The organism is Arenimonas fontis (assembly GCF_008386465.1).
Lineage (GTDB): Bacteria > Pseudomonadota > Gammaproteobacteria > Xanthomonadales > Xanthomonadaceae > Arenimonas > Arenimonas fontis.
On the sequence record NZ_VUOD01000003.1, the window covers coordinates 119,749 to 145,009 of the forward strand.

At 70.8% G+C, this 25,261-nt stretch carries 23 protein-coding genes and 1 riboswitch; of the genes, 12 read left to right on the forward strand and 11 right to left on the reverse strand.

Annotation, left to right across the window (positions count from 1 at the left end):
* Positions 1-17: 17 nt before the first annotated feature.
* From F0415_RS04865 to F0415_RS04880, 4 genes are all read right to left on the reverse strand, one after another.
* A complete protein-coding gene (locus F0415_RS04865; protein WP_149860079.1) occupies positions 18-1,601 on the reverse strand; it encodes an ABC transporter permease in 1,584 nt (527 codons plus the stop codon).
* Positions 1,602-1,605: 4 nt separating this feature from the next.
* The gene (locus F0415_RS04870) at positions 1,606-2,598 is read right to left on the reverse strand and encodes an extracellular solute-binding protein (RefSeq protein ID WP_149860080.1); all 993 of its coding nucleotides are present in this window, start codon (positions 2,596-2,598) and stop codon (positions 1,606-1,608) included.
* Positions 2,599-2,671: 73 nt separating this feature from the next.
* Entirely contained in the window at positions 2,672-3,100 is a 429-nt protein-coding gene (locus F0415_RS04875) for an NfeD family protein (protein WP_149860081.1), read from the reverse strand.
* Positions 3,101-3,104: 4 nt separating this feature from the next.
* Positions 3,105-4,034, reverse strand: a complete 930-nt coding sequence (locus tag F0415_RS04880) for an SPFH domain-containing protein (protein WP_149860082.1) — start codon at positions 4,032-4,034, stop codon at positions 3,105-3,107.
* 173 nt (positions 4,035-4,207) lie between these two features.
* Here F0415_RS04880 and F0415_RS04885 point away from each other — a divergent pair, with 173 nt between their 5' ends.
* From F0415_RS04885 to F0415_RS04895, 3 genes are read left to right on the forward strand one after another with little or no spacing between them, the layout of a single operon-like run.
* Positions 4,208-4,789 carry an RNA polymerase sigma factor gene (locus F0415_RS04885; RefSeq protein WP_149860083.1) on the forward strand — a complete coding sequence of 194 codons (582 nt, stop codon included), beginning with the start codon at positions 4,208-4,210 and terminating at the stop codon, positions 4,787-4,789.
* The gene (locus tag F0415_RS04890; protein ID WP_149860084.1) at positions 4,782-5,363 is read left to right on the forward strand and encodes a hypothetical protein; all 582 of its coding nucleotides are present in this window, start codon (positions 4,782-4,784) and stop codon (positions 5,361-5,363) included. Before F0415_RS04885 ends, F0415_RS04890 begins: the two co-directional genes overlap by 8 nt.
* Before the next feature lie 19 nt (positions 5,364-5,382).
* A complete protein-coding gene (locus F0415_RS04895; RefSeq protein ID WP_149860085.1) occupies positions 5,383-6,582 on the forward strand; it encodes a PDZ domain-containing protein in 1,200 nt (399 codons plus the stop codon).
* Positions 6,583-6,627: 45 nt separating this feature from the next.
* On the opposite strand, the gene F0415_RS04900 is transcribed toward F0415_RS04895, so the two are convergent.
* Both F0415_RS04900 and F0415_RS04905 read right to left on the reverse strand, forming a co-directional pair.
* Positions 6,628-7,629 (reverse strand): DUF6607 family protein, encoded by a 1,002-nt coding sequence (locus F0415_RS04900; protein ID WP_246149881.1) that lies wholly within the window; start codon positions 7,627-7,629, stop codon positions 6,628-6,630.
* Positions 7,630-7,669: 40 nt separating this feature from the next.
* Positions 7,670-9,868 (reverse strand): TonB-dependent hemoglobin/transferrin/lactoferrin family receptor, encoded by a 2,199-nt coding sequence (locus F0415_RS04905; RefSeq protein ID WP_246149882.1) that lies wholly within the window; start codon positions 9,866-9,868, stop codon positions 7,670-7,672.
* Between the two features lie 372 nt (positions 9,869-10,240).
* Here F0415_RS04905 and F0415_RS04910 point away from each other — a divergent pair, with 372 nt between their 5' ends.
* The 5 genes from F0415_RS04910 to dusB all read left to right on the forward strand — a co-directional run bounded on the left by F0415_RS04910 (position 10,241) and on the right by dusB (position 15,443).
* A complete protein-coding gene (locus F0415_RS04910; protein WP_149860086.1) occupies positions 10,241-10,810 on the forward strand; it encodes a TMEM165/GDT1 family protein in 570 nt (189 codons plus the stop codon).
* 85 nt (positions 10,811-10,895) lie between these two features.
* The gene (locus tag F0415_RS04915) at positions 10,896-12,029 is read left to right on the forward strand and encodes a GGDEF domain-containing protein (RefSeq protein ID WP_149860087.1); all 1,134 of its coding nucleotides are present in this window, start codon (positions 10,896-10,898) and stop codon (positions 12,027-12,029) included.
* A gap of 70 nt (positions 12,030-12,099) precedes the next feature.
* Positions 12,100-13,392 (forward strand): NupC/NupG family nucleoside CNT transporter, encoded by a 1,293-nt coding sequence (locus F0415_RS04920; protein ID WP_149860088.1) that lies wholly within the window; start codon positions 12,100-12,102, stop codon positions 13,390-13,392.
* A 4-nt stretch (positions 13,393-13,396) separates the two neighbouring features.
* Positions 13,397-14,350: a PfkB family carbohydrate kinase gene (locus F0415_RS04925; protein WP_149860089.1), complete on the forward strand. Its 954-nt coding sequence runs from the start codon at positions 13,397-13,399 to the stop codon at positions 14,348-14,350.
* Positions 14,351-14,444: 94 nt separating this feature from the next.
* On the forward strand, positions 14,445-15,443 hold the full coding sequence (gene dusB / locus F0415_RS04930; RefSeq protein ID WP_149860090.1) for a tRNA dihydrouridine synthase DusB: 999 nt from the start codon (positions 14,445-14,447) through the stop codon (positions 15,441-15,443).
* Here the strand turns inward: dusB and F0415_RS04935 are convergent.
* Entirely contained in the window at positions 15,389-16,522 is a 1,134-nt protein-coding gene (locus tag F0415_RS04935) for a metal-dependent hydrolase (RefSeq protein ID WP_149860091.1), read from the reverse strand. The two genes, dusB and F0415_RS04935, sit on opposite strands and share 55 nt — an antisense overlap.
* A 105-nt stretch (positions 16,523-16,627) precedes the next feature.
* Here F0415_RS04935 and F0415_RS04940 point away from each other — a divergent pair, with 105 nt between their 5' ends.
* Positions 16,628-17,116 (forward strand): DUF1203 domain-containing protein, encoded by a 489-nt coding sequence (locus tag F0415_RS04940; RefSeq protein ID WP_149860092.1) that lies wholly within the window; start codon positions 16,628-16,630, stop codon positions 17,114-17,116.
* Here F0415_RS04940 and F0415_RS04945 read toward each other — a convergent pair.
* The 3 genes from F0415_RS04945 to F0415_RS04955 all read right to left on the reverse strand — a co-directional run bounded on the left by F0415_RS04945 (position 17,104) and on the right by F0415_RS04955 (position 20,329).
* Positions 17,104-17,901, reverse strand: coding sequence for a UDP-2,3-diacylglucosamine diphosphatase (locus F0415_RS04945; RefSeq protein ID WP_149860093.1), 798 nt, complete (start codon positions 17,899-17,901; stop codon positions 17,104-17,106). The genes F0415_RS04940 and F0415_RS04945 overlap by 13 nt on opposite strands.
* A 1-nt stretch (position 17,902) precedes the next feature.
* Entirely contained in the window at positions 17,903-19,627 is a 1,725-nt protein-coding gene (gene olsF / locus F0415_RS04950; protein ID WP_149860094.1) for a bifunctional ornithine lipid synthase OlsF, read from the reverse strand.
* Between the two features lie 114 nt (positions 19,628-19,741).
* Positions 19,742-20,329, reverse strand: a complete 588-nt coding sequence (locus F0415_RS04955) for an OmpA family protein (protein WP_149860095.1) — start codon at positions 20,327-20,329, stop codon at positions 19,742-19,744.
* Positions 20,330-20,641: 312 nt separating this feature from the next.
* Here F0415_RS04955 and metK point away from each other — a divergent pair, with 312 nt between their 5' ends.
* A complete protein-coding gene (metK, locus tag F0415_RS04960; RefSeq protein ID WP_149860096.1) occupies positions 20,642-21,856 on the forward strand; it encodes a methionine adenosyltransferase in 1,215 nt (404 codons plus the stop codon).
* A 45-nt stretch (positions 21,857-21,901) separates the two neighbouring features.
* A riboswitch (S-adenosyl-L-homocysteine riboswitch) is annotated at positions 21,902-21,997 on the forward strand.
* 49 nt (positions 21,998-22,046) lie between these two features.
* Positions 22,047-23,486, forward strand: coding sequence for an adenosylhomocysteinase (gene ahcY, locus F0415_RS04965; RefSeq protein WP_149860097.1), 1,440 nt, complete (start codon positions 22,047-22,049; stop codon positions 23,484-23,486).
* A gap of 91 nt (positions 23,487-23,577) precedes the next feature.
* On the opposite strand, the gene F0415_RS04970 is transcribed toward ahcY, so the two are convergent.
* Complete coding sequence (locus tag F0415_RS04970; RefSeq protein ID WP_149860098.1) at positions 23,578-24,132, reverse strand: DUF3228 family protein; 555 nt, start codon at positions 24,130-24,132, stop codon at positions 23,578-23,580.
* Positions 24,133-24,349: 217 nt separating this feature from the next.
* Here F0415_RS04970 and metF point away from each other — a divergent pair, with 217 nt between their 5' ends.
* A complete protein-coding gene (gene metF / locus F0415_RS04975; protein WP_149860099.1) occupies positions 24,350-25,174 on the forward strand; it encodes a methylenetetrahydrofolate reductase [NAD(P)H] in 825 nt (274 codons plus the stop codon).
* Positions 25,175-25,261: the final 87 nt, after the last annotated feature.

Genomic DNA, 25,261 nt, shown 5'->3' on the forward strand with positions numbered 1-25,261 from the left:
CGTTGCCGGCGCCGGTGTCAACCCTGCTGCCGCACCAGCCACCACACCGGCAGCAGCCCCACCAGGCACAGCCACAGGCCGGGCCAGGCCGCCTGCTGCCACAGGCCTTCGCTGGTGTAGGCGTACACCTTCACCGCCAGCGTGTCCCAGCCGAACGGCCGCAGCATCAGGGTGGCCGGCAGCTCCTTCACCACCTCCACCAGCACCAGCAGCGCGGCGGCGATCAGCCCCGGCCGAAGCAAGGGCAAGGCGACGCGCAGCAGGCGCCGGCGCGGCGGCGCTCCCAGCAGCCGGGCCGACTCCAGCAAGGACGGCCGCAGCAGGTCGAAGGCAGCCTCGGTGGCCTCATGCCCGACGCGCAGGAAGCGGGCCGACAGGGCCAGCAGGATGCCCGCCAGCGAGGAACTCAAGGCCAGCGTCGCCAGCCAGGGATGGCCGCGCTCGACCGCGACCAGCCACCACATCGCCCCGACCGCCAGCACGGTGCCGGGCATCGCATAACCCAGCCCGGCGGAGAATCCCGCGGCACGCACCCATCGGTCGCCGCCACTGCGCCGGCCAAGGACCACGAACAGCAGGGACAGCGCCAGCACCAGCAGCGTCGCCATCATGGCCAGGCCGGCAGTGTTGCGGGCAGCCTCGCCCACGGCGGGCAGGTCCGCCCGCATCTGCCAGGACCACCAGGCCAGCTGCGCCATCGGCAACACGAAGCCCAGCAGCAGCACCGCACCGGCGAAGGAGGCGACCACCCAGCCGTGCCAGCCGCGCAACCGCCGGCGCGGCGGCGGCAACGGCTGCCGGTCGGCGTGGCGGGCACGGCCACGTCCGAGCCGTTCGAGGACCAGCACCAGCGCCACCACCCCGACCAGTCCCAAGGCCAGCTGCGCCGCCGCCGGCAGCGAGTACAGGCCGAACCAGGCTTTGTAGACCGACGTGGCCAGGGTATCCACGCCGAGGATGCTGACCGCGCCGAAATCTGCCAGCGCCTCCAGCAATACCAGGCTCAGGCCGGCCACCCAAGCCGGACGCGCCAGCGGCAGCGCGGCGCGCAGGAAGGCGGATCGGGGCGAATGCCCGAGCATGCGCGCCGCATCCATCGCCGCGCTGCCCTGGCGCAGGAAGGCGGCGCGGGTGATCAGGAACAGGTAGGGATAAAGCACCAGCGCCAGCACCAGGGCCGCGCCAGGCACGCTGCGCAGTTCGGGAAAAGCCCCGGCCGGCAGGCCAAGTGCGCGCCAGGCGCCCTGCAGCGGGCCGGCGTAGTCGGCCAGGCCGACATAGACGAAGGCGACCACGTAACCCGGAAGCGCCAAGGGCAACACCAGCGCCCAGTCGAAGAAACGCCGGCCGGGCCACTCGTAGCGGGCGCTCGCCCAGGCCAGGCCGACGCCGACCGGCAGCGCGATGCCGGCGATCAGCGCCAGCAGGCCCAGGGTGTTGACCGCGGCCTGCGGCAACACCTCCCGCCACAGGTGCGGCCAGACCTCGGGCGCCGGGGTGCCGCCGGCGCTGGCCAGCCACAGCACCGGCGCCAGCACCGGAAGTGCCAGCACCCAGGCGCAAAGGCGGAACCCGATGCGGCGCAGCGGGCCGGGCTTCATCGCCTCACTGCCAACCGGCGCGATCCATCAGGCGCACCGCCTCGGCCTGGCGGCGACCGGCCACGGAAACGTTCACCGGATCGGGCCTGAACGGGCCCCAGGCCTGCACCACCGGATCCAGGGCCACGCCCTCCCGGGCCGGGAACTCGTAGTTCACACGGGCGAAGTCGGCCTGCACCTCGGCGCTGGCCAGCCATTCCAGGAACGCCTGTGCCGCCGCCTTGTTTTTCGATGCCGCCACCACGCCGGCGCCGGATACGTTCACGTGTACGCCGGCGTCCTGCTGGTCCGGCCAGAACACCCGCACCGGGAAGGCCGGGTCTTCGGCCTGGAGACGACCCAGGTAATAGGTATTGATGATCCCGACATCGCACTGGCCGGCGGCGATCGCCCTGGCCAGCTGGGTGTCGTCGGCGAAAGGCCGGGCGGCCAGGTTGGCGACCCAGCCGCGCACGACCTGCTCGGTGCGTTCGGCGCCCAGGCGCTCGATCATGGTCGCCACCAGCGACTGGTTGTAGACCTTCTTCGCCGAGCGCAGGCACAGCCTGCCCCGCCACTGCGGCTCGGCCAGGGCTTCGTAGCTGGACAGCTCTTCCGGCCGAACTCGTTCGCTCGAATGGACGATGGTGCGGGCGCGCTGGGACAGTGCGAACCAGCGCCCATGCGGGTCGCGCAGATGGGCGGGAATGGCCTGTTCCAGGGCAGGCGAGCGCACCGGCGCCAGCAGGCCGCGCTCGGCCGCCTGCCAGAGGTTGCCGGCGTCCACCGCCATGAAAATGTCGGCGCGGGTGTTGGCGCCCTCGGCCGCCAGCCGCTCGATCAGCACCGCGGCGCTGTCGGACAGCACCCGTACCGTCGTGCCGGTTTCCCGGGCGTAGCGGTCGAACAGCGGCTTGACCAGCGGTTCGCGCCGCTCGGTGTAGACGACCAGTTCGGCCGCCCGTACGGCGGGCACGGCCAGCAGGACGGCGAGAACCAGCATGCTGAAGCGCTTCATCGCGGACTCCGGTGAGGATCGGGGCCGCAAATGATAATGGTTCTCATGAAAAAGGGGCAAGCGGCCGGCCGGATCAGGCCGGCTCCACCGCCAGCGCCATGTTGCGTGCCGCCACCACCCGCACGCGGGTGCCCTTGGGCAGGTCCGGTCCTTCCGCCACCCAGAAGGCGTCGCCGATCTTGAGGCGGCCGCGGCCGTTGACGATCGCCTGCTCGAGTTCGAACACCTGGCCGACCAGCTGCTCCCCGCGCCTGTTCAGAAGCGGCTGCTCTCCCGGCGACTGCCGGGGCCGGAACCAGCGGATGTAGATCCCCACCGAGACGAAACTCAGCAGCACGAACACCACTACCTGCCAGGCAGGGCTCAAGGGCAACGCCCACAGCAGCAGCCACAGCGCCGCCGCCGCCAAGCCCAGCCAAAGCAGGAAGGCTCCCGGCACCAGGGTCTCGGCCGCGATCAGGGCCAGGGCGATGCAACCCCAGACGATCAGTTCGGTGCGCATGGCCTCAGCCCTCCGCCTTCGCCGCGCCCTTCAGGCCCAGGCTCTCCTTTGCCAGCTCGGCGATGCCGCCCAGGCTGCCGACGATGCCGGCGGATTCCATCGGCATCATCACGAACTTCTGGTTGGGCGCTTCGGCCAGGGCCCTGAATGCCTCGATGTACTTCTGCGCCACGAAGTAGTTGATGGCCTGGACGTTGCCCTTGGCGATGGCGTTGCTGACCAGCTCGGTGGCGGTGGCCTCGGCCTGGGCCAGGCGCTCGCGCGCCTCCGCCTCGCGGAAGGCGGCCTCGCGCTTGCCCTCGGCCTCGAGGATGGCGGCCTGCTTCTCGCCCTCGGCGCGCAGGATCTCCGCCTGGCGGTGACCCTCGGCCTCGAGGATGTTGGCGCGCTTCTCGCGCTCGGCCTTCATCTGCCGGGCCATGGACTCGACCAGGTCGCGCGGCGGGGCGATGTCCTTGAGCTCGATGCGGTTGACCTTCACGCCCCAGGGATGGGTGGCCTGGTCGACCGCTTCCAGCACCTTGGCATTGATCTCGTCGCGCTTGGACAGCGACTCGTCCAGGTCCATCGAGCCGATGGCGGTACGGATGTTGGTCATCACCAGGTTGAGGATGGCCAACTCCAGCTGCGCCACCTCATAGGCGGCCTTGGCTGCCTCCAGCACCTGGAAATAGACCACGCCGTCCACCTTCACCACGGCGTTGTCGCGGGTGATGACGTCCTGGCTGGGCACGTCCATCACCTGCTCCATCATGTTGATCTTGCGGCCCACTGCCTGGACCACCGGCACCAGCAGGTGCAGACCGGGCGTCAGGGTGTGGGTGTACTTGCCGAAGCGCTCGACCGTCCACTCGTAGCCCTGCGGCACCATCCGCACGGCCTTGAACAGGACGATCACCGCCGCGACCAGCAGGACGATCAGGAAAAACTCCATGGCTTGCCTCCCGGCTTGTCGAAGGCGGCCAGTCTAAGGCCAGTCCAGCCCGGCGGGTGGCGTCCGCCCACGCCGGGCATGCCCGCCCCGGCCGGCTTGCCTCCCCGTCCCGCTTGCCCGGCCCGGCCACCGGGTCCAGGCTGGCTGCGACCTTTTCCGGCCCCGGGGCATCCATGTCCGGTGTGAGCCAAACCTCGTCCTTCGCCATCGACGTGCCAGACAGCCTGGTCGCCCGCGCCCGCCGGGGCGAAGCCAGCGCATTCGAGCAGATCTACCGGAAGTTCGAGCGGCCGGTGTTCACACTGGCCCTGCGCCTGACCGGCGAACGCGAGGAAGCCCAGGAGGTTCTGCAGGACACCATGCTCAGGCTGCTGGACAGGATCGGCGAATTCCGCGGCGATGCCCCCTTCTGGGGATGGCTGCGGCAGATCGCCGTGAACGAAACCCTGATGCGCCTGCGCAAGCGGGGGCGGCTGCCGCAAACCGAGGAGGCCGACGAAACCCGGCTGGAGGCGCACGAAACCCTGTTGCCGCCCGTCGCCGCCGACGCCGCCGTGCTGGCCCGCGCCCTGGCCGCCCTGCCGGATGCCACCCGCAGCGTGCTCTGGCTTTACCACGCCGAGGGCTACACCCACGAGGAAATCGCCGGCCTGATGGGCCGCACCGCCAGTTTCTCCAAATCCCAGCTGGCGCGCGGTACCCGCCGCCTGCGCCAGCAGCTTGGCATCGCACAGGAGGCCAATGCCCATGCCTGACATCCGCCTGCCCGAATCCGAACCGCTGGAGATCGGCGCGGCCCTGGCGCGGCTGCCGCTGGAATCGCCCGACCGCAGCGCCTGGCCCCTGCTGGCCGAACGCCTGGCTGCCCGGGCGGCAGCGCCGCCGCCGCGGCCGCGCTGGCCGTTCGCCCTGGCCGCGGCTGCCGCTTTGGCCCTGGCGATCGCCTTGCCGATGCTGCGATCGCCTGTGGACGACCCCGTGCTTCCCGGCCAAAGCGGCAGCCTGGTACAGGCCACACCGGAAAGCCCGGAAAGCCGGCTGCAGACCCTGATGGCCGAATCCGCCCGGCTCGAGCACGTGTTGGCGGCGATGCGCGACGACGGTCGGGCCGGCGCCGCCACCGGCCTGCTGCTGGACCTGGAGTTCGAGGATCAGCTGCAGGGCCTGGACACGGCGCTGGCCCGCGAGGACCTGGCGCCGGAACAGCGCCTGCTGTTGTGGCGGCAGCGCGTGGACCTGCTGCGCGACTACACCGGCCTGCAGGGCACCCGGCAGTGGCTGGCCGCGGACGGCGGCCAGCTGGAAGGCGAACTGGTCGCCGTGTTCTGAACCCTCACGAGGAAACCCCATGAAACTGCGAATGCTTTCCCTGATGCTGGCCGCCGCCTTGTCGGCGCCGGCGCCGGCGGCGGAAACCGGCGCCGACGCCGGAATCGAGGCGCGCCGCGCCGAACTGGCCGAAGCCCGCGAGCAGCTGGCCGAAGCCGCCCGCCGGGTCGCCGAGCTGCAACGACAGCTGATCGAGGAGGGCGCCACCGGCGAGGGTTTCGCCTACGGCTTCCGGGCGGCCTTGCAACGCCCTGGCATCGGCGTGGTGCTGGCCGGCAACGACGAGGCCGAAGGCGTGCGCCTGGCGGCGGTCACGCCCGGCGGCCCGGCCGACAAGGCCGGCCTGCGCGCCGGCGACGTGCTGGTATCGGTGCAGGGCCGGAAGATCGCCGGTCGCGGCGAAACCGCGGTGGACGCCGCCCGCGAGCTGTTGTCCGGCCTGGAAAAAGGCCAGACGCTGCGCTTGGGCTACCGGCGAGACGGCAAGGCCGGCACCGCCGAGGTGGTCGTGGACGACATCGGCCGCATCGCCCTGCTGCGCGCCGAGGAAGCCCGCGCCCATGCCGAGGCCATCGCCCGGGCCATGCCGGTGGTCGCGCCGGCGGTGGAAATGGAGATCGCCCGCCTTGCCGCTGCGCCCTGCGCCCCCGGCGACGAGGACTGCCGAATGCCGCGGCTGCTGGAGGCGTTCCGCTGGAACGGCCTGAACCTGGCGTCGGTGGACGCCAGGCTGGGCCGCTACTTCGGCACCGATCGCGGCGTGCTGGTGCTCAGCGCCGGCGAACTGCCGGAACTCGAACCCGGCGACGTGATCCAGCGCGTCGGCGGCGAGCCTGTGGACTCCCCGCGCGAGTTGATGCGTGCCCTGCGCGAAGGCAAGGCCGGCGACAAGGTGAGCGTGGACGTACTGCGCGACCGCAAGCGCCGCAGCATCGAGCTGACCGTGCCCGAGGCGCCGAACTTCCGCTGGTTCGCCCCGCCGCCGCCACCGGCGCCACCGGCGCCGCCCGCTCCCCCGGCGCCGCCCGCGCCTCCGAAGACCACGACCGGCGTGCCGGCAGCTCCGCCGGCACCTCCTGCGCCGCCGGCGCCGCCCGAGGATGCCGCCCTGGTGTTCGCCGACGGCGTGGTCGGCCGCATCGTTTCCCGCCAGCGCACCACCGCCGCCGACGGGTCCGTCACCGAGTACGCGATGATCGAACTGGCGCCGGCAGACTGAAGGCAGGCCGGGCGCGCCCTCTTGCCGGCGCGCCCCGCCATCGTCTCAGCGGCGGCCCAGGCGGGCGTCTTCCGGAGGCAGCACCTGGACGTAGCGGTCGAAGATGGCCGCGATCTCTCCGTCCGACACCGACTCGCCCCGGGCGACGCGGTCGGCCTGGCGGAAGGTCGCCTCGATCACCGGCATGCCGTCCACCGCCGTGTCCAGGCGAACGCCGCCGGCGGCCAGACGCCGGTTCCACTCGGCACGCACCCGTGCCCAGTAGCCGCGGGTCGCCTCCCAGTAGCGATAGGCGGGCCCGAAATCGACCGCGTCGGTGCGCCGGTAGTCGTTGAAGCCGAACTCGCGCACCAGGGTTCGCATGCCGTCGGCCGTGCGCACGGTCTTGGTGTTGTCCTGCTCGTGGGTCCACCCGCCGGGCACGACGGTGTGGCGGTTCTCAACATTCAGGGCGTTGTAGTCTTCGCGCTTGCTGTATTCGCGCCGCGGCAGCGGCCGCCAGCCGCGGTCCGAGGTCCAGGTGGAGACACCGTAGCGGTGGTTCCAGCGGCCGGTGCCGCAGTAGCGCGGCGCGTCGCTGACCTCGAACACGCACTGGGTCCAGCTGCCGGCGATCCGCTCGGCCGGCACCGCTCGCAGCCGCCAGGTCTGCTCGTCGCTGAACTCGAAGCGCTCGCCGGCCTGGTACTGCCAGTCCTGTCGCCAATGCTTGGTGACGTGGCCGTCGCGCGACACCAGCAGGTGCTGCAGGACGATCCGGTCGCCACTGTCCTCGACCAGGATCACCACCTCGTTGCCGCCGCTGTGCTGGTCCGGCTTGCGCTCGTAGGCGGGCGCCAGGATCACGGTCTCCCGGAAGTCGAACTGCACGCGGTACTCGCCCAGCATGCCGAGGATGGCCTTGCGGTCGGCTTCGAAGGCCGCCGTGTCGGCCACCGTGTCGGACGCCGGTGCCGGCAGGGCGGTTTCGGCGTTGACGGCACCCCGACTGGCACAGCCGGTCAGGGCCGCCAGCAGCAGCAACGGAAGGAAGGTCTTGCTATTCATTGTCGGTCTCCGGAGGTCTGGCCTTGACGGGAAACCGGCTTCACCACTGCAGCCTCAGGCTGAGGGCGGCGTGCCGGCCGGGTCGGGTGTAACGGTCCAGTACGGGGCTGTCGGCGGCGACGCCGGGCACGTCGGCCCAGTCCCAGTAACGGCGGTCGGTCAGGTTGAACAGACCGATGTCGAGGCTGGCGCCGGGCGCGAAGTTCCAGTGCGCCAGCAGGTCGAGCACGCCGTAGCCCGGCGGCGCGAAGGCCGGCTGACCGGGAGAGAGGTCGGCCAGCCGGTCCTTGCGCCGGGCGAAGTTGCCCACCAGTTCCACGCCCCACAGCTCGGCCTCGTAGGCAAGACCGAGCACGGCCCGGGCCGGATCCACCGAACGCAGCGGCTCGCCGCTGGTCCGGTCGTCGCCGTGCTGCCAGGACGCCGCCGCCCGCAGCGACCAGCCCTCCAGCGCATCCGACACGAGCGCGAGGTCCAGCCCGGCCTTGAACTCGGCGCCCTGGATGCGGGCACGGGACAGGTTGCGCGACTGGAACACCATCAGGCCCTGCTGGTTGAAGCCGAGAAAGACCAGGGACTCGATGAAGTCCTCGTAGTCGTTGCGGTAGGCGGCCAGCTGCAGCCAGCCGTAGTCGCCGCGATGGCGCAGGCCGAGCTCGTAGCCGCGGCTCTTCTCCGGCTTCAGGTCGGGGTTGGGGATGGCCGTGTAGCCGAAGGCCAGGTTGGTGAAACCGAGGTTGACGTCGCTGTAGGGCGGCGCACGGAAGCCGTGCGCGTATCCGGCGTACAGCGACCAGCCGGCGCCGAGGTCCCGGACCAGACCCAGTTTCGGCGAGACGGCCGTGTCGCTCAGGCCGGCGACGGCGATGCCCGGATTGTCCGCATCGAAGATCGCGTCCGGCTCGGGATCCAGCTCGAAGCGATCTATCCGGAGGCCCGGCACCAGACGCAGCCGGCCGTCGCCAAAGCGGATTTCGTCCTGCAAGAACAGCGCCGCGCCGGTGACGGTGCTGATCGGGAAATCGCGCACCGGGAACACGTCCGGCGGCACCACCGGCGTGGCGATGCCGGTGGCCGGATCGATGGCCAGGCCGTCGCGCTTCTGCCGCACTTCCGTGCGGGTCAGCTCCAGGCCCCAGGTCAGGTCGTGGTCGAGCTGACCGGTTTCCACCGCCTTGCGTGCCACCATCTCGAGGCCGTACAGGCGCTGGTCGAAATCGAAGCGGCGCTGGCGAAGGGTTCCGTTGCCGCGCGCTTCGAAAGTGTCCTGGACGGTCTGGCTGTCCTGGCGATAGAGCTGCCACTCCAGCGAGTCCATCAGCGGCGAGCGCATGCCCCACCATTCGTGCTGCAGGGACAGGCGCGCGCGTGTCTGCAGGTCCTCGCCGCTCAGGGAGCGGGTGAGCGCGCTCACGGCGGTGAGCACGTCGGTGTCCACCCGATCCTCGTTGCCTTCGACGGTGAGGCGGAACCGGTGGTCTTCCGCCGGATCGAACACCAGCTTGGCCAGCAGCGACTTGCCCCGGCTGTCCTGGGGGTTGGGGCGGGTGCGGCCGGCGCCGACGCCGCCGTCCTCGCCCATGTTGTCGGTTTCCTGGCCCTTGCGGCCGCCGACCGCGAGCAGACCGGACCAGCGTTCGCCGGCCCAGGCGCCGGTGGCGCCGGTGAACAGGCCGCGGGTATCGCCCTGGTAGCCGAACTTGAGCCCGATGTGACTGTCTCCGTCGTCGCCAAGGTAGTCCTCCGGATCCTTGGTGACGAAGGACACCACGCCGCCCAGCGCATCCGAACCGTACAGCGCGCTGGCCGGACCGCGAACGATCTCGACCGCCTTGAGCGTGTCCAGATCGACGAAATTGCGGTTGGCGTTGGAGAAGCTGCCGATCGAGAAGGCATCCGATACCGGAATGCCGTCGGTCTGGATCAGGACGCGGTTGCCGTCCAGGCCGCGGATACGGAACCCGCCCAGGCCGAAACGGCCGAACGAGGACGTCACCGATACGCCCGGCTCGTAGCGCACCAGGTCCTTGATGTCGCGCGCCAGCTGCCGGTCCAGCTCTTCACGGGTGAGCACGCTGACCGTGGCCGGAACTTCGGCCAGGGCTCGCTCGTTGCGTGTGGCGGTGACGGTGACGGCGTCGAGTGTGGTCGCGTCGACGCCCGCCGCCGGCTCGGGCGAGGCGGTCGCGATCGCGGGAAAGACCAGGGCGGTGGCCAGGGCAAGCGGATGCAGTCGCAAGGTCGGTGTCCTCCGGGAAGGCGCGCAAGACGCGCCTGGGTACGCAGCGGGGAGGCTGGCGTTCCGGGGAACCGGTCGCGGGGCGACGGGCCGGCAAGCTGGCTTCGGGGCGAGAGATGATAATAGTTCTCATTTTTGAGTCAAGCCGGGCAGGGCCCGCCGGTTTGCCGATACAATGCCGCCCGCTTTCCCTGGCTTCGGGGAGTAGCCCGGCCCTTCGGGGCCTCCGCGCGTCAACACGCTTGGCAACCGCCATGGCGCACGGGCAAGGCAGGGCCTTGCGGGCAAGACCGAAGGCCGGCGTTCCGCCACCCGGGCCGGGTCGCGGCGCGCCCGCCTTCCCTTGCCCTCGACCCGGCCCCGGAGTTCTGCTTGGACGCGCTGCTTCTCTCCACTCTCGCCGTCGCCGTCGCCGAGATCGGCGACAAGACCCAACTGCTGGCCCTGCTGCTGGCCGCGCGCTACCGGCGCGCGCTGCCAGTGATTGCCGGCATCCTGGTCGCCACGCTGCTCAACCATGCTGCCGCCGCCTGGGTCGGCGCCTGGGTGGCAGCCTGGCTGGATCCGGCCTGGCTGCGCTGGATCGTCGCCGCCTGTTTCCTGGGGGTGGCGGTCTGGGCGCTGATCCCGGATCGTCTGGACGCGGACGGATCGGCGGCGGCGCCACGGCTCGGGCCGTTCCTCGCCACCGCATTCGCCTTTTTCCTGGTCGAGATCGGCGACAAGACCCAGGTCGCGACGGTGGTACTGGCAGCGCACTACGAGCCGCTGTGGCAGGTGATCGCCGGCACCACCCTCGGCATGGCCCTGGCCAACGTGCCGGTGGTGCTGCTCGGTTCGCGTTTCGCCGCCCGCCTGCCCTTGCAGGCGGCGCGCCGGATCGCGGCGGCCTTGTTCGTGGCGCTGGCGCTATGGGTGGCCCTGGCCGGACCGGGGGCCTGACCCGCGCCGGCAAGCGCCTCGCCCTGACAGGAACCCGGGGCGACCGCTATGCTCGCCTGCCCGTGCCAAGGCCACGACCCCCCGCGTGAGCACCCTGAGCGAAACTCTGGCCGACCTTTCCGCGGCGCTGCGCGAGCGGCCCGACGACATCCTGCTGGAGGTCGCCGCCGGCGGCGAACTGCTGGTGGCCCGGTTGCGGGTCTTCCTGTCGGCGCTGCTGCTCGGACTGCCACTGCTCAACCATCTGGCCGGCGGCACCCCCGGCGAAACCCTGGCCGGCCTGGCCGGCGTCGTCCTGGTGCTGTTGCTCAGCCAACTATGGCTGCATCTGGCCGGCAGCGAGCGCCGGCGGGCCTGGCTGCCCAGCGTGTCGTCCGCCTTCGACGTGAGTGTGGTCAGTTTCGTGCTGGTGCTGCTGGCCTTGAACGACCCGGTGGCCGCGCTCAACAGCACCGTGGTCTGGTCCTGCTACCTGCTGGCGGTCTTCGCCACGGCCCTGCGTCACGACCTTCGGGTCACGCTGCTGGCCGGCAGCCTGGCCCTGGGGCAGTCGGCGCTGATCTGGCTGGGCGTGGTGGCGATGGCGGACGGGCCGCTGGTGTCGGCCACCTACGGCGAGGTCAGCACCGGCACCCAGTTGCAGCGCATCGTCCTGCTGGCCGCCGTCACGATCGTAACGACCTTGACGGTGTTCCGTACCCAGCGCCTGACCCGCATCTCGGGCACCGATGGCCTGACCGGCCTGCCCAACCGCACCTACCTCAACACCCGCCTGCCGCACTTGGTGGCACGCGCCCGGGCCCGCGGCGAGACCCTGAGTCTGGCCATCGTGGACCTGGACAACTTCCGCCACATCAACACCGAACTCGGCCACCTGGCCGGCGATCGCGCCCTTCGCCATGCGGTCCGGGTGCTGCGGCAGCAGCTGGCGCGCGAGGAACCGATGATCAGGGCCGGCGGCGAGGAATTCGTGCTGCTGTTGCGCCTGCCGACCGGCGCCGCCTGGGAGCGTCTCGAAGCCCTGCGCCAGAAGCTCGAAGCCGAGCCGTTCGTGCCGGAACCGGGGGCGGAACCTCGCAAGCTGACCCTCAGCGCGGGCGTGGCCAACTGCCCACAGGACGCCAATGACCTGTCCGGGCTGATGAAACGCGCCGACCTGCGCCTCCGCCTGGCCAAGCGCGCCGGCCGCAACCGGGTGGTGGCGCGGGACGAAGCCTGAGCCGGCCGTCCTTGCCGGGGCTCCGGGCCTGCTCTACGCTGCCGCCATTTGCCCAGGGGACCGCATCCGCATGATTTCCAGCATCTTCTTCGGCCTGTTCGGACTGGCCGTCCTGATCGGTATCGCCTGGCTGTTTTCCGGCAACCGGCGGGCCGTGGACTGGCGGCTGGTGCTCACCGGCGTGGCCCTGCAGGTCGGCTTCGCCGCCCTGGTGCTGGTGGTGCCAGGCGGTCGCGAGGTATTCGACTGGCTGGGCCACGGCTTCGTGAAGATCCTGGCCTTCGTCAACGAAGGCTCGAAGTTCATCTTCGGCGGCCTGATGGACACCGACACCTACGGCTTCATCTTCGCCTTCCAGGTACTGCCGACCATCATCTTCTTCGCCTCGTTGATGGGCGTGCTCTACCACCTGGGCGTGATGCAGGCGATCGTGCGGGCCATGGCCTGGGCAATCACCAAGGTGATGCGCGTTTCCGGTGCCGAGACCACCAGCGTCTGCGCCAGCGTCTTCATCGGCCAGACCGAGGCGCCGCTGACGGTGCGTCCCTACATCGCCCGCATGACCGAGTCGGAACTGCTGACCATGATGATCGGCGGCATGGCCCACATCGCCGGCGGCGTGCTGGCGGCCTACGTCGGCATGCTCGGCGGCGGCGACCCGGAACAGCAGGCCTTCTTCGCCAAGCACTTGCTGGCGGCCTCGATCATGGCCGCGCCGGCCACCCTGGTGATCGCCAAGCTGCTGGTGCCCGAAACCGGCGAGCCGCTGACCCGCGGCACCGTGCGCATGGAAGTGGAGAAGACCACCAGCAACGTCATCGACGCTGCCGCCGCCGGCGCCGCCGACGGCCTGCGCCTGGCCCTGAACATCGGCGCCATGCTGCTGGCCTTCATCGCCCTGATCGCGCTGATCAACTGGCCGCTGACCTGGATCGGCGAGGTGACCGGCCTGCAGGCCGTGCTCGGCAAGCCCACCGACCTTGCCACCCTGTTCGGCTACCTGCTGGCGCCGATCGCCTGGGTGATCGGCGTGCCCTGGCAGGACGCCACCACGGTCGGTTCGCTGATCGGCCAGAAGGTGGTGATCAACGAGTTCGTCGCCTACCTGCAGCTGGCCGACATCGTCAACGGCCGCGTCGACGGCGTCGAGCTGAGCGAGCAGGGCCGGCTGATCGCCACCTACGCGCTCTGCGGCTTCGCCAACTTCAGTTCGATCGCCATCCAGATCGGCGGCATCGGCGGCCTGGCCCCGAACCGGCGCCAGGACCTCGCCCGCTTCGGCCTGCGGGCGGTGCTGGGCGGTTCGCTGGCCACCTTCATGACCGCCACGATCGCCGGTGTGCTGACCAGCCTGGGAGCCTGAAGGCATGGGCGGGCGGGTGCTGGTGGTCGGGTCCTACAACCAGGACCACGTCTGGAGCACCGACGCCCTGCCCGCCCCCGGCGCCACCCGTCTTGGCCGCTACGCCACCGGCCCGGGTGGCAAGGGCTTCAACCAGGCCGTGGCCGCCGCCCGCGCCGGCGCCAATACCGTCTTCATCGCCGCCCTGGGTGACGATGCCGCGGCCGCGCAGGCGCGTCGCCTGGCCACCGCCGACGGCATCGATCTGCGCGACCAGGTCTGCCCCGGGCTCGCCACCGGCTGCGCCGGCATCTACGTGGATGCCGACGGCCGCAACATGATCCTGGTGGCGCCTGGCGCGAACGCGGCGCTGTCGGCGGATTTCGTTCTGGCCCAGCAGGATGCGCTGGACAGCGCCGGGGTTCTGCTGGCGCAGCTGGAAGTGGCGCCGGAAGCGGTGCTTGCGGCGCTGCAGGCTGGGCGGGAACGCGGTGCCCTGACCCTGCTCAATCCCGCACCCGCCGACGCGCCGACCAGCGCCGCCCTGCTGCAGGCCGCCGACCTGCTGACGCCCAACGAAACCGAGTTCGCCGCCCTGCTCGCCCGCCACGCCGGCCGCGAACTCGCGGCGGAGCAACTGGCAACGCTGGACGAGGGGGCGCTGCACGATGCCTGTCGCGCCCTTGCGCCCCAGGCCAGCGTGGTGCTGACCCTGGGCGCCGATGGCGCCTTCGTCTCGCACGGCCATCACCGTCATGGCGACACGCGCGGGTACTACCGCGCGCCGGCCGCGCCCGCCGACACCGTGGACACGACCGGTGCCGGCGATGCCTTCAGCGGCGCCCTGGCCGCCGCCCTGGCCGGCGGCATGACGCCCTTCGCCGAAGCGGTCGCCTTCGCCAACCGCTACGCCGCCCGTTCCACCGAGCGTGCCGGCGCCGCCCTGGCCATGCCGCGCCTGGACGAGTTGGACGGCTGAGCGCTGCGGCGTTCGACCCCCGGCAACACCGCCGCTCCCGGCCTGGCATGGCGACCGCCCGGCGCAGACGGCCGCGGCCGGTACAATGCCGGCCATGCGCATCGGCCCCTACCCGATCGAGCCGCGCGTGCTGCTGGCGCCGATGGCCGGCGTCACCGACAAGCCGTTCCGGCTGCTGTGCAAGCGGCTGGGTGCCGGCCTGTGCGTGTCGGAGATGACCACGTCGGACCCGCGCTTCTGGAACACCCGCAAGTCCCAGCGCCGCATGGACCACGCCGGCGAACCGGACCCGGTCAGCGTGCAGATCGCCGGCACCGTGCCCGAGGTGATGGCCGAGGCGGCGAAGTACAACGTGGACCACGGCGCCCGCATCATCGACATCAACATGGGCTGCCCGGCCAAGAAGGTGTGCAATGCCTGGGCCGGCTCGGCGCTGATGCGCGACGAGGCACTGGTGGCGCGCATACTCGAGGCGGTGGTGAAGGCCGTGGACGTGCCGGTGACCCTGAAGATCCGCACCGGCTGGGCCCCCGACCGCAAGAACGCCCTGGCCATCGCCCGCATCGCCGAGGCCAGCGGCATCGCCGCCCTGGCCATCCACGGGCGCACCCGCGACCAGATGTACACCGGCCAGGCCGAGTACGACACCATCGCCGAGGTGAAGGCGGCGCTGCGCATCCCGGTGATCGCCAACGGCGACGTGGATTCGCCGGAGAAGGCCGAGCAGGTGCTGCGCCGGACCGGCGCCGACGCGGTGATGGTCGGCCGCGCCGCCCAGGGCCGGCCCTGGATATTCCGCGCCATTGCCCGTTACCTGGCCACCGGCGAGCGCCTGCCCGAACCCGGCCTGGCCGAGGTGCGCGACATCCTGCTCGGCCACTTGCAGGCGCTGCACGCCTTTTACGGCGAGGAGCAGGGCGTGCGCATCGCCCGCAAGCACCTGGGCTGGTACGCGAGGGACCGGCCCGAGAACGCCGCCTTCCGCGCCGTGGTCAATCGGGCCGGGGACGCGGAAAGCCAGCTGCGCCTGACCCGCGACTACTTCGACGCGCTGCTGGCCGGTGTCCCACCTGACTTCGCCGCCGCGGCCTGAGCGACCGGCGCTGCCCGGTTCCGCTCCACGGCCCGATCCGTCGGCACTGCCCGGCCCTGCGCCGCCGACGGACCCGCCGGCGCCGTCCAGATCCGCTGCCACATCCACGCCAGACGCCGGCGCGCCTGCCAGGGCCAGGCCAGCCGCTCCGGCCGGATTTCCCGCCAACGCTCGCCATCCCATCGCGCCACTGCGAAATTGAAGCTGTAGTCGGGCTCGGCACCCATGCGCAGGTCGCTGAGCACCAGCCTGTCCTCGCGCAACTGCGCCTTCATGAAGCCGCGGTTGAACCAGCGCAGCCGGGCCACCGCCGGGTAGTCGGCCACCGCCGCCAGCGCCGCCGCGTCCGAGGGGTACGACCGGAACTGCATCGGCCCGCGGTCGGCCACCAGCGACCGCTCGCCTTCCAGGAAGCCCGAGGGCGTCATCACCACCACCCGCCAGAGGAGGGTGTTGAAGGGCATGGGCACGGAGAAGCGCGGCGCCTGCTCCAGGCCGGTGCCGGCCAGGCTGCGTTCCACTTCGCGCTCCACCAGGGCCTTGGCCGCCAGTGACCAACCCAGGTAGGCCGTGCTCAGCGCCAGGCCGAGCGCCAGCGCCGTACGGGCCGAAGGCCGCGCACCCGCCGCCAGCGCCCATGCGAAGGCCAGCAGCAGTGGCAGCGTGTACAGCGGATCGATGATGAAGAGGCTGGACCACATCGCCGGCGGCAGCGGCAGCGGCCAGAACAGCTGGGTGCCGTAAACGGTGAAGGCGTCCAGCAGCGGATGGGTGAGCAGGGCCAGGGCGATCGCCGCCAGCCAGGCGCGCGGCGCCTCGGCCACACGGCCGCCGCGGCGCCGGTACCAGGCCCAGAGCAACCAGGCCAGCGGCGCCAGCACCAACAGCGAATGCGAGGGGCCGCGGTGCCAGGTCATGTGGGTCACCGGATCCAGGTCCAGCAGCCACATCGGCACGGAATCCAGGTCGGGCAAGGTGCCGAGCACGGCGCCGGCACCCAGGGCGGCGCGCCGGTGGCCGGCCGGAACGCAGGCAGCGGCGACGCTGCCGCCGAGCAGGATCTGGGTCAGCGAATCCATGCCCGCATCCTAAACCGGTCGGGCGTGAGGGAAGGCGCAAGATCCGGATGGCCGGCCCGCCGCCACCGGTGCAGGCTGGGTCCACGCCCCACGAGGACCACGACCATGAAGATCCGCATCCGCGGCCTGTCCCCCGAACCCTTCCGCGCCTTGCTCGATGCCCCGCGCGATCGCCCCCCGGCACCACGCGCCGTCTGGCGAACGGTGAACGCCATGCCGGGTTTCCCCTGCCGGATAAGCCTGGCGGACGCCGAGCCAGGGGAAACAGTGCTGCTGACCAATTACCTGCACCAGCCCGCCGACACGCCGTTCCAGGCCAGCCACGCCATCTACCTGCGCCCGGGGGCGGCACGCTGGGATTCGCTGGACGAATTGCCGCCGGTATTCCTGAACCGGCCAACGCTGGCGCTGCGCGCTTTCGATCGCAAGGGCTGGTTGCGCGGGGCCGTGCTGACGGCGAACACCGACCTGCTCGACACGGCCCGCGAATTGCTGTCCGAGCCCAAGGTCGCCTACCTGCACGCACACTATCCCGCCCTGGGTTGCTACGCCGCCTGGGTCGGTCGCGCCGACGAGGACGATCAGGCCGCCTGAACCAGCGCCGGTGGCGCCGGCCGGGCCGGCAGCGCCGCCAGCTCGCTGCCGTCATGGCGCAGCAGCAGCAAGCGGCCCGTGGGATCCTCGACCAGGGCGCTCAGGCTCTCCACCCAGTCGCCGTCGTTGGCGTAGACCAGGCCTTCGCGCTCGAACAGGGCCGGCCGGTGGATGTGCCCGCAGACGATGCCGTCCAGGCCACGCCGACGGGCATCGTCCAGACCGGCCTGGACGAAGCGCTGGATGTAGCGCTCGGCGGCACCGCTGCGGCGCTTGAGGAAATCGGCCAGCGACCAGTAGCGCAGCCCCAACCGGCGCCGGACCCGATTGGTCATGCGGTTGCCGGCCAGGATGCGTTCGTAAAGCCAGTCGCCGAAACGCTCCTGGAAGCCGCCAAACTGGGTCAGGCTGTCGTAGTCGTCGCCATGGGTGACCAGCAGGCGCCGGCCGTCGGCCAGCGTGTGCAGCGCGCGCCGGCGCAGGCACAGGCGCGGTAGTGCCAGGCCACAGAAGCCGCGCAGCGGCCGGTCGTGGTTGCCCGGGACATAGACCAGCTCGGTGCCGCCGCGGGCTAGGGCATGCAGGGCATCCACCGCCCGCTGCTGGGCCGGCCCCCACACCGCGCGCCGCTGCGCCAGCCACCACAGGTCCACGATGTCGCCAACCAGGTACAGGCGCCGCACCCGCAGCCGGCCGAGGAATTCCGCCAGCTCGGCGGCGTGACAGTGGCCGGAACCCAGATGCAGGTCGGAGAGGAAGGCGGCCCGGTGCGCGGCCGCGGCCATCTCAGGCAGCCTCCGGCCGGGCCAGGGTCGGCACTGCCGCGCCGGTCAGATAACGTTCGCGCTTGCGCGGCCGGATCCGTGCCAGATCCAGTTCGACCAGCCCGTCGACGGAGTTGCTGAATTCCGGGTCGACGCCGAAGGCCAGAAAGCGCGCGCCGCCCGGTTCGCACAACTCGGTGTATTGCTTGTACAGGGTCGGCACGCGGGCGCCGAGCGCGCCGAGGTTGTCCTTGAGCAGCCGGAACGCAGCCTCGGCATCGAGTTCGCCGAAAGCCGGCGGCGTCGCCAGGAAACGGAAGGGCCGCAGCGCCCGCACCGGCGATTCCGGCACGCCGTGGTAGCGCTGGTAATAGGCCACCAGCTGCTCGCGGGCGGCGATCGGCAGCGCCGCGCTGATGGACACCGGACCGAACAGGTAACGGATCTCCGGGTGCCGGCGCAGGTAGGCGCCGATACCCAGCCACAGGTAGTCCAGGCTGCGGCCGCCCTGGTAGGCAGGCGCGACGAAACTGCGGCCCAGCTCCATGCCCTGGGCCAGGCGCGGCAGCAGCTCGCAGGGATAACGGAACAGCGAGGCGGTGTAGAAGCCGTCCAGGCCGCGTTCGGCCAGTACCCGCTCGCCGAGGGCCACGCGGTAGGCGCCCGCGACCTCCAGCCGCTCGGGATCCCACAGCACGATGTGCTCGTACCAGCTGTCCCAGGCGTCCACGTCCAGACGCTTGCCGGTACCCTCGCCCACGGCCCGGAAACTCAGCTCCCGCAACCGGCCCAGCTCGCGCAGCAGGGCCGAATCGCTGGCCAGCGGGCCGGCGTGGATGCGCTTGCCGTCCGGGGTCTGGCCCAGGAGGGGGAGCTCGGCCAGTTCCCGCAGCAGGGCCCGGCGGTCCACGGCGTGGATCAGCGGTTCGGGTTCGTGGGCGCCGGCTTCGCGACGGGTGCCGATCGCATACAGGGCCTCGCGCACCGCCACCAGCGCCCGTTCGGCTGGCAACTGTTCCGGTACCCGTTGCGGCCGGCCGACACGCAATTCGATGCGGGCGCGGCGGCGGGCGAACAGCTCCCGCGGCAACAGCGCGGTGCCGGCGGGCGGACACAGCGCCGCCGCGCCGTAAAACAGGGCCGAGTTGCGGGCCAGCACCCGTACCGGCAGCACCGGCGCGCCGGTGGCACGGGCGAAGTTGACGAAGCCGCGGCGCCAGCGGCCGTCGCGCAGGCCGCGCAGGCCAAGGCGCGAGACCGCCCCGGCCGGGAATACCACCACGCACTCCTCGCGTTCCAGGGCCGCGCGGACGGCATCCAGGCTTTCCGGCGTCGGTCGGCCACCGAGGATGCGCAGCGGCAGCAACTGGCCGCGCAGTGGCTCCACCGCATCCAGCAGGTCATTGGCCAGGATGCGCACGTCCCGGCGGACGCCGAGCAGGAAATGCAGCAAGGCCAGCGCGTCCAGGGCACCGGAGGGATGGTTGGCGACGACCAGCAGACGACCGGTCTCCGGCACCCGCTCGCGCTCGACCTGGTCCACGCTGTAGCGCACGTCCAGATAGGCCAGCGCCGCCTCGATGAAGGCGCGGCCCTTGAGGTGGGCGTGTTCGTCCAGGAAGGCCTCGATCTCGCCGAGGCGGGCGATGCGGCCCAGACCGCGAAGCAGCGGCCGGGCCAGGCGGGCGCGCCGGCCCTGGAACCAGCGGGGATAACGTTCGGCCAGTCGGCGCTCGAGATCGATCATGGGGCCCCCGGTCTGCGGCGTCGCCACACAGGGTGGCGGCGCCTGCTTGCAGACCGGTTACCCGCAGGCGTCAGGCCGGTGACAGGCCGGGCCGGCGCCAAGCCCGTCCGCGGTTCAGCGGGCGGCGACCGCCTCGACGAAATCGATCACCAGGGCCACGCGGCGGTTGGCCAGACCCGCTTCGCCGGTGGCGCCGACACGGATCTGCCGGTTGCGGTCCTCGCCGTAGCTGACCGCGCGCACCTGCCCGGCCGACAGGCCCTGGCCGACCAGGTAGTCGCGCACCGCTTCGGCCCGGCGCTGGCCCAGGCGCTTGTTGTAGGCAGCCGGACCGGACGGGTCGGCGAAGCCCTCCACTGTCACCACCACGCCGGGGTGGTGCTCGCGGATCACCCGGGCGAAGTCGTCCAGCATGGGCTTGTCGGCATCGCGCAGGGTGGCGTCGTCCACCGCGAAATGGGCGGTGGTCTCGACGTGCAGGCGGCCCTCGAGCTGGGCGATCCTGGCGTCGTACCGGCCGAAGCGCTCTTCCATCATGGCCTGCAGCCGGTCCAGCCGTTGCTGCTGTTGCTGGTCGGCGGAACGCAGCTCGGCGATGGCGGCGTCGAACTCGTCGCGCTTGACGTAGCCGGCACAGCCGGCCAGCCCGACGATGACGGCGGCGGTGGCAAGGTGACGCAGGATGGGCATCCGGGTTCGCATCAGGCGTTTCCTCCTGGTTGATGCGCCGGGCCGGTTCGGCAGTGGTGCGGGCCCGGCGGGGGACGAAGGCTGCACACTGCAAGCGGACGGTAACCCCATTGGCCGGGTCGTTCAAAACTCCGGACGCTGCATCGCGGCGCCGCAACGACGGACCGGCGGTCGCCATCCCGCGAAACCCGGCCGTTGCGCCTGTTCCGGGCGGCTTAACGAGCCTGCAACGCCCCTGCCGCGAGGATGCAGGGATGGCCCCTGGGGTGTATCATGCGCGCCCTCGAATCATCCTTTCATCGCAATCAAGGGATATAAGAAACGATGTCCAGCTACCTCTTCACTTCCGAGTCGGTCTCCGAAGGCCACCCGGACAAGATGGCCGACCAGATTTCCGATGCGGTGCTGGACGCGATCCTGAGCCAGGATCCGAAGGCGCGCGTGGCCTGCGAGACCCTGGTCAAGACCGGCGCCGCCATCGTCGCCGGCGAGATCACCACCAGCGCCTGGGTGGACATCGAGGCACTGGCCCGCGAAGTCATCAACGACATCGGCTACGACAACAGCGACGTCGGCTTCGACGGCCACACCTGCGCCATCATCAACATGATCGGCAAGCAGTCGCCGCACATCGCCCAGGGCGTGGACCGCAAGAAACCCGAAGAACAGGGTGCCGGCGACCAGGGCCTGATGTTCGGCTACGCCTGCACCGAAGCCCCGGAATACATGCCGGCGCCGATCTACTACTCGCACCGCCTGGTCGAGCAGCAGGCCAGGGTGCGCCGCTCGGGCAAGCTCAAGTGGCTGCGCCCGGACGCCAAGAGCCAGGTGACCCTGCGCTACGCCGGCAACGACATCGTCGGCCTGGAGGCCGTGGTGCTGTCCACCCAGCACGCGCCGGGCGTGAAGCACAAGGAGATCGTCGAGGGCGTGATGAAGCACATCCTCGAGCCGGTGCTGCCCAAGGCCTGGCTGAAGGCGCTGCCGAAGTCGCGCATCCACATCAACCCGACCGGCAAGTTCGAGATCGGCGGCCCGGTGGGCGACGCCGGCCTGACCGGCCGCAAGATCATCGTCGACACCTACGGCGGCATGGCCCGGCACGGCGGCGGCGCCTTCTCGGGCAAGGATCCGTCTAAGGTGGACCGCTCGGCGGCCTACGCCGCCCGCTACGTGGCCAAGAACGTGGTCGCGGCCGGCCTGGCCGAGAGGTGCGAGGTGCAGGTGAGCTACGCCATCGGCGTGGCCGAGCCGACCTCGATCTCGGTGACCACCTTCGGCACCGGCAGGATCGGCGACGAGAAGATCGAGAAGCTGATCCGCCAGCACTTCGACCTGCGCCCCTACGGCATCGTCAAGATGCTGGACCTGCTGCACCCGATCTACCGCGCCACCGCCGCCTACGGCCACTTCGGCCGCAAGCCGAAGGAAATCACCTACGTGGACGGCCAGGGCCGCAAGCAGAAGGCCACCGCCTTCTCCTGGGAGAAGACCGACAAGGCCGAGGCGCTGCGCAAGGCGGCTGGCTTGAAGAAGTGACACAGGAGGCCGGGGGTATAATCGCCCCCGGCCCGCAAGGCCCACCCCACCGAGGGGCGCTGCAAGCCCGGCCCGTGCAATGCGGATCCGCCGGGATCAGGCTCGGTCCGGGGTTTCCCGTATCAACGGCGCCCGTTAACGCGCGAACCGCGGCCCCGGCCCGGCCTCGCCAACCAACGGAGCTCAATCCATGAACGCTGTTACCCCCCTGAAGCACGACTACAAGGTCGCCGACATTTCCCTGGCCGACTGGGGCCGCAAGGAGATCGAGATCGCCGAGCACGAGATGCCGGGCCTGATGTCCATCCGCCGCAAGTACGCCAAGGAAGCCCCGCTCAAGGGCGTGCGCGTGACCGGCTCGCTGCACATGACCATCCAGACGGCGGTGCTGATCGAGACCCTGAAGGACATTGGCGCCGACGTGCGCTGGGCTTCCTGCAACATCTTCTCGACCCAGGACCACGCCGCCGCCGCCATCGCCGCCAGCGGGGTGCCGGTGTTCGCCTGGAAGGGCGAGACGCTGGAGGAGTACTGGGACTGCACCCTGGACGCGCTGAGCTTCCCGGACGGCAAGGGCGGCTTCCTCGGTCCGCAGCTGGTCGTGGACGACGGCGGCGACGTCACCCTGCTGATCCACAAGGGCTACGAGCTCGAGCAGGGCGACGAGGGCTGGGTCAATTCGCCCTCGGGCAGCCATGAGGAGCAGGTGATCAAGAACCTGCTCAAGCGCGTGGCCAGGGAGCGCCCTGGCTTCTGGAGCACCGTCGTGCGCGACTGGAAGGGCGTCTCGGAAGAGACCACCACCGGCGTGCACCGCCTCTACCAGCTGGCCCAGGCCGGCAAACTGCTGGTACCGGCGATCAACGTCAACGACTCGGTCACCAAGAGCAAGTTCGACAACCTGTACGGCTGCCGCGAATCGCTGGCCGACGGCCTCAAGCGCGCCATGGACGTGATGCTGGCCGGCAAGGTGGCGGTGGTCTGCGGCTACGGCGACGTCGGCAAGGGCTCGGCGCACTCGCTGCGCGCCTACGGCGCCCGCGTCATCGTCACTGAGATTGACCCGATCTGCGCCCTGCAGGCGGCGATGGAGGGCTTCGAGGTCAAGACCGTCGAGGACACCCTCGGCACGGCCGACATCTATGTCACCACCACCGGCAACAAGGACATCATCCGCCTCGAGCACATGACGGCGATGAAGGACCAGGCCATCGTCTGCAACATCGGCCACTTCGACAACGAGATCCAGGTGGACCGCCTGAACAACCTCGAAGGTGTGAAGAAGGTCAACATCAAGCCGCAGGTGGACCGCTACGACCTGCCCAATGGCCGCTCGATCTTCCTGCTGGCCGAGGGCCGCCTGGTCAATCTGGGCTGCGCCACCGGCCACCCGAGCTTCGTGATGTCCAACTCCTTTTCCAACCAGACCCTGGCGCAGATCGACCTGTGGGCCAACAGGGACGTGTACGAGCGCAAGGTCTACATGCTGCCCAAGAAGCTGGACGAGGAAGTGGCCCGCCTGCACCTGGAGAAGATCGGCGTGAAGCTCACGAAGCTGACCCAGGAGCAGGCCGACTACATCGGCGTGCCGGTGGACGGCCCCTACAAGCCGGAGCACTACCGCTACTGATGCCGCCGGCGCCGCCTGGCGCCGTATCGGGAACGACGACGGGCGCCTTCGGGCGCCCGTCTTCTTTCGGGGGGCGACGTCGCGGGCCTGCTCACCGCCAGTTCGCGTGCTTCTCCCAGAAGTCCACCGAGCGCAGGTAAGCCTCGCGGTCCAGCGGCACGCCGCTTCCGCCCTCCTCCACGCCCAGGGCATTGCGCATCATGGTGATGGGCGCCATCGGGATCTCCGCCGCTTCCATGGTGTACAGGCAGCCGACGACGCCCCAGTCGGCCTCGATCGCCGTGCCCTCCTTCGCCAGTTGTTCGCGGCTGTAGAGGATGGGCACCAGGTAGTTGGCCACGGGCGGCTCCACGCCCTCGAACCAGCGCACCAGCACCGGCAGCTCGGCCGGGGTGCGGGCTTCGTAGGCGGTACGCAGCCGGTGCCGGTTCTCCTCGGTGATCGGCACCACCGAGCAGCGGGTCGAGGTCCAGTTGCGGTGCACGTGCAGGCGGCAGAAGGGCGCATAGCCTGGCAGCACGGCCACCGGCACCTCGGCGTTCAGGCGCTCGACGAACTGTTCGGCGGTGATGTCCTGGATGGCGGTGCGGCGGCCGTCGCCGGGGAAGAGGCGGCGGCGGGCGAAATCGGTCATCTGGATGCTCATGCCGGAATTGTGTCGGCGAACCGATGGGCCGGGAACCGGCTCGGGCCGACTCTCCCGGCTTGCCGATGCCCGGACGGACCACCGCCGGGCAGGCAAGGGCCGCCGGCGCCGGCCGGCGGGGGAATCCCTTGACTCCGCCACTTCCCCCTCTTGCTCCCTTCACGTTCATCCGGATGAAAGGATATAGTCGGCCGGACTCCGTCGTTCCCGCCCGCCCATGCCCCGGATCAGCCTAGAGTTCTACCCGCCCAAGGACGAAGAGCAGCGCGCCCAACTGGACCGCACCGTCGCCCGGCTGAAGTCCCACGCGCCGGCCTTCGTCTCGGTGACCTTCGGCGCCGGCGGCTCGACCCTGAGCTACACGCCCGAGACGGTGCGACGGCTGCGCCAGGAGCACGGGCTGGACGCGGTGCCGCACCTGAGCTGCATGGGTGGCACCCGCACCGAACTGCGCGAACTGCTGAAGCTGTACCGGGCCCTGGGCTGCCGCCGCATCGTCGCCCTGCGCGGGGACCTGCCCTCGGGCATGGCCCGCACCGGCGAGTTCCGCCACGCCCGCGACCTGGTGGCCTTCATCCGCGAGGAACATGGCGACCACTTCCGCATCGAGGTGGCCTGCTACCCGGAGATGCACCCCCAAGCCGAGGACGCCTTGGCCGACCTGCGCCACTTCAGGGCCAAGGTGGAGGCCGGCGCCGACGGCGCCATCACCCAGTACTTCTTCAATGCCGACGCCTATTTCCGCTTCGTGGACGAGGCGCGCCGCGCCGGCGTCACGGTGCCGATCGTGCCGGGCATCATGCCGATCGCCAACTTCGCCCAGCTGCGCCGCTTCTCCGAGGCCTGCGGCGCCGAGATCCCGCGCTGGATCGCCAAACGCATGCAGGCCTACGGTGACGACGCGAAGGCGGTACGCGAGTTCGGCGCCGACGTGGTAGCAGCGATGTGCCGGCGCCTGCTCGAGGGCGGCGCGCCCGAGCTGCACTTCTACACGCTCAATCTGGCCAGGCCCACCGAAGCCGTGCTGTCCCGGCTGGCCTGAGCCGCGCTAGGCTGGCGGGCATGCGTCCGGCCCCAAATCGTCCGCGCCCGCCTTGCTCCCGCCGGATGCAGGCAGGTGCGCTGCGGG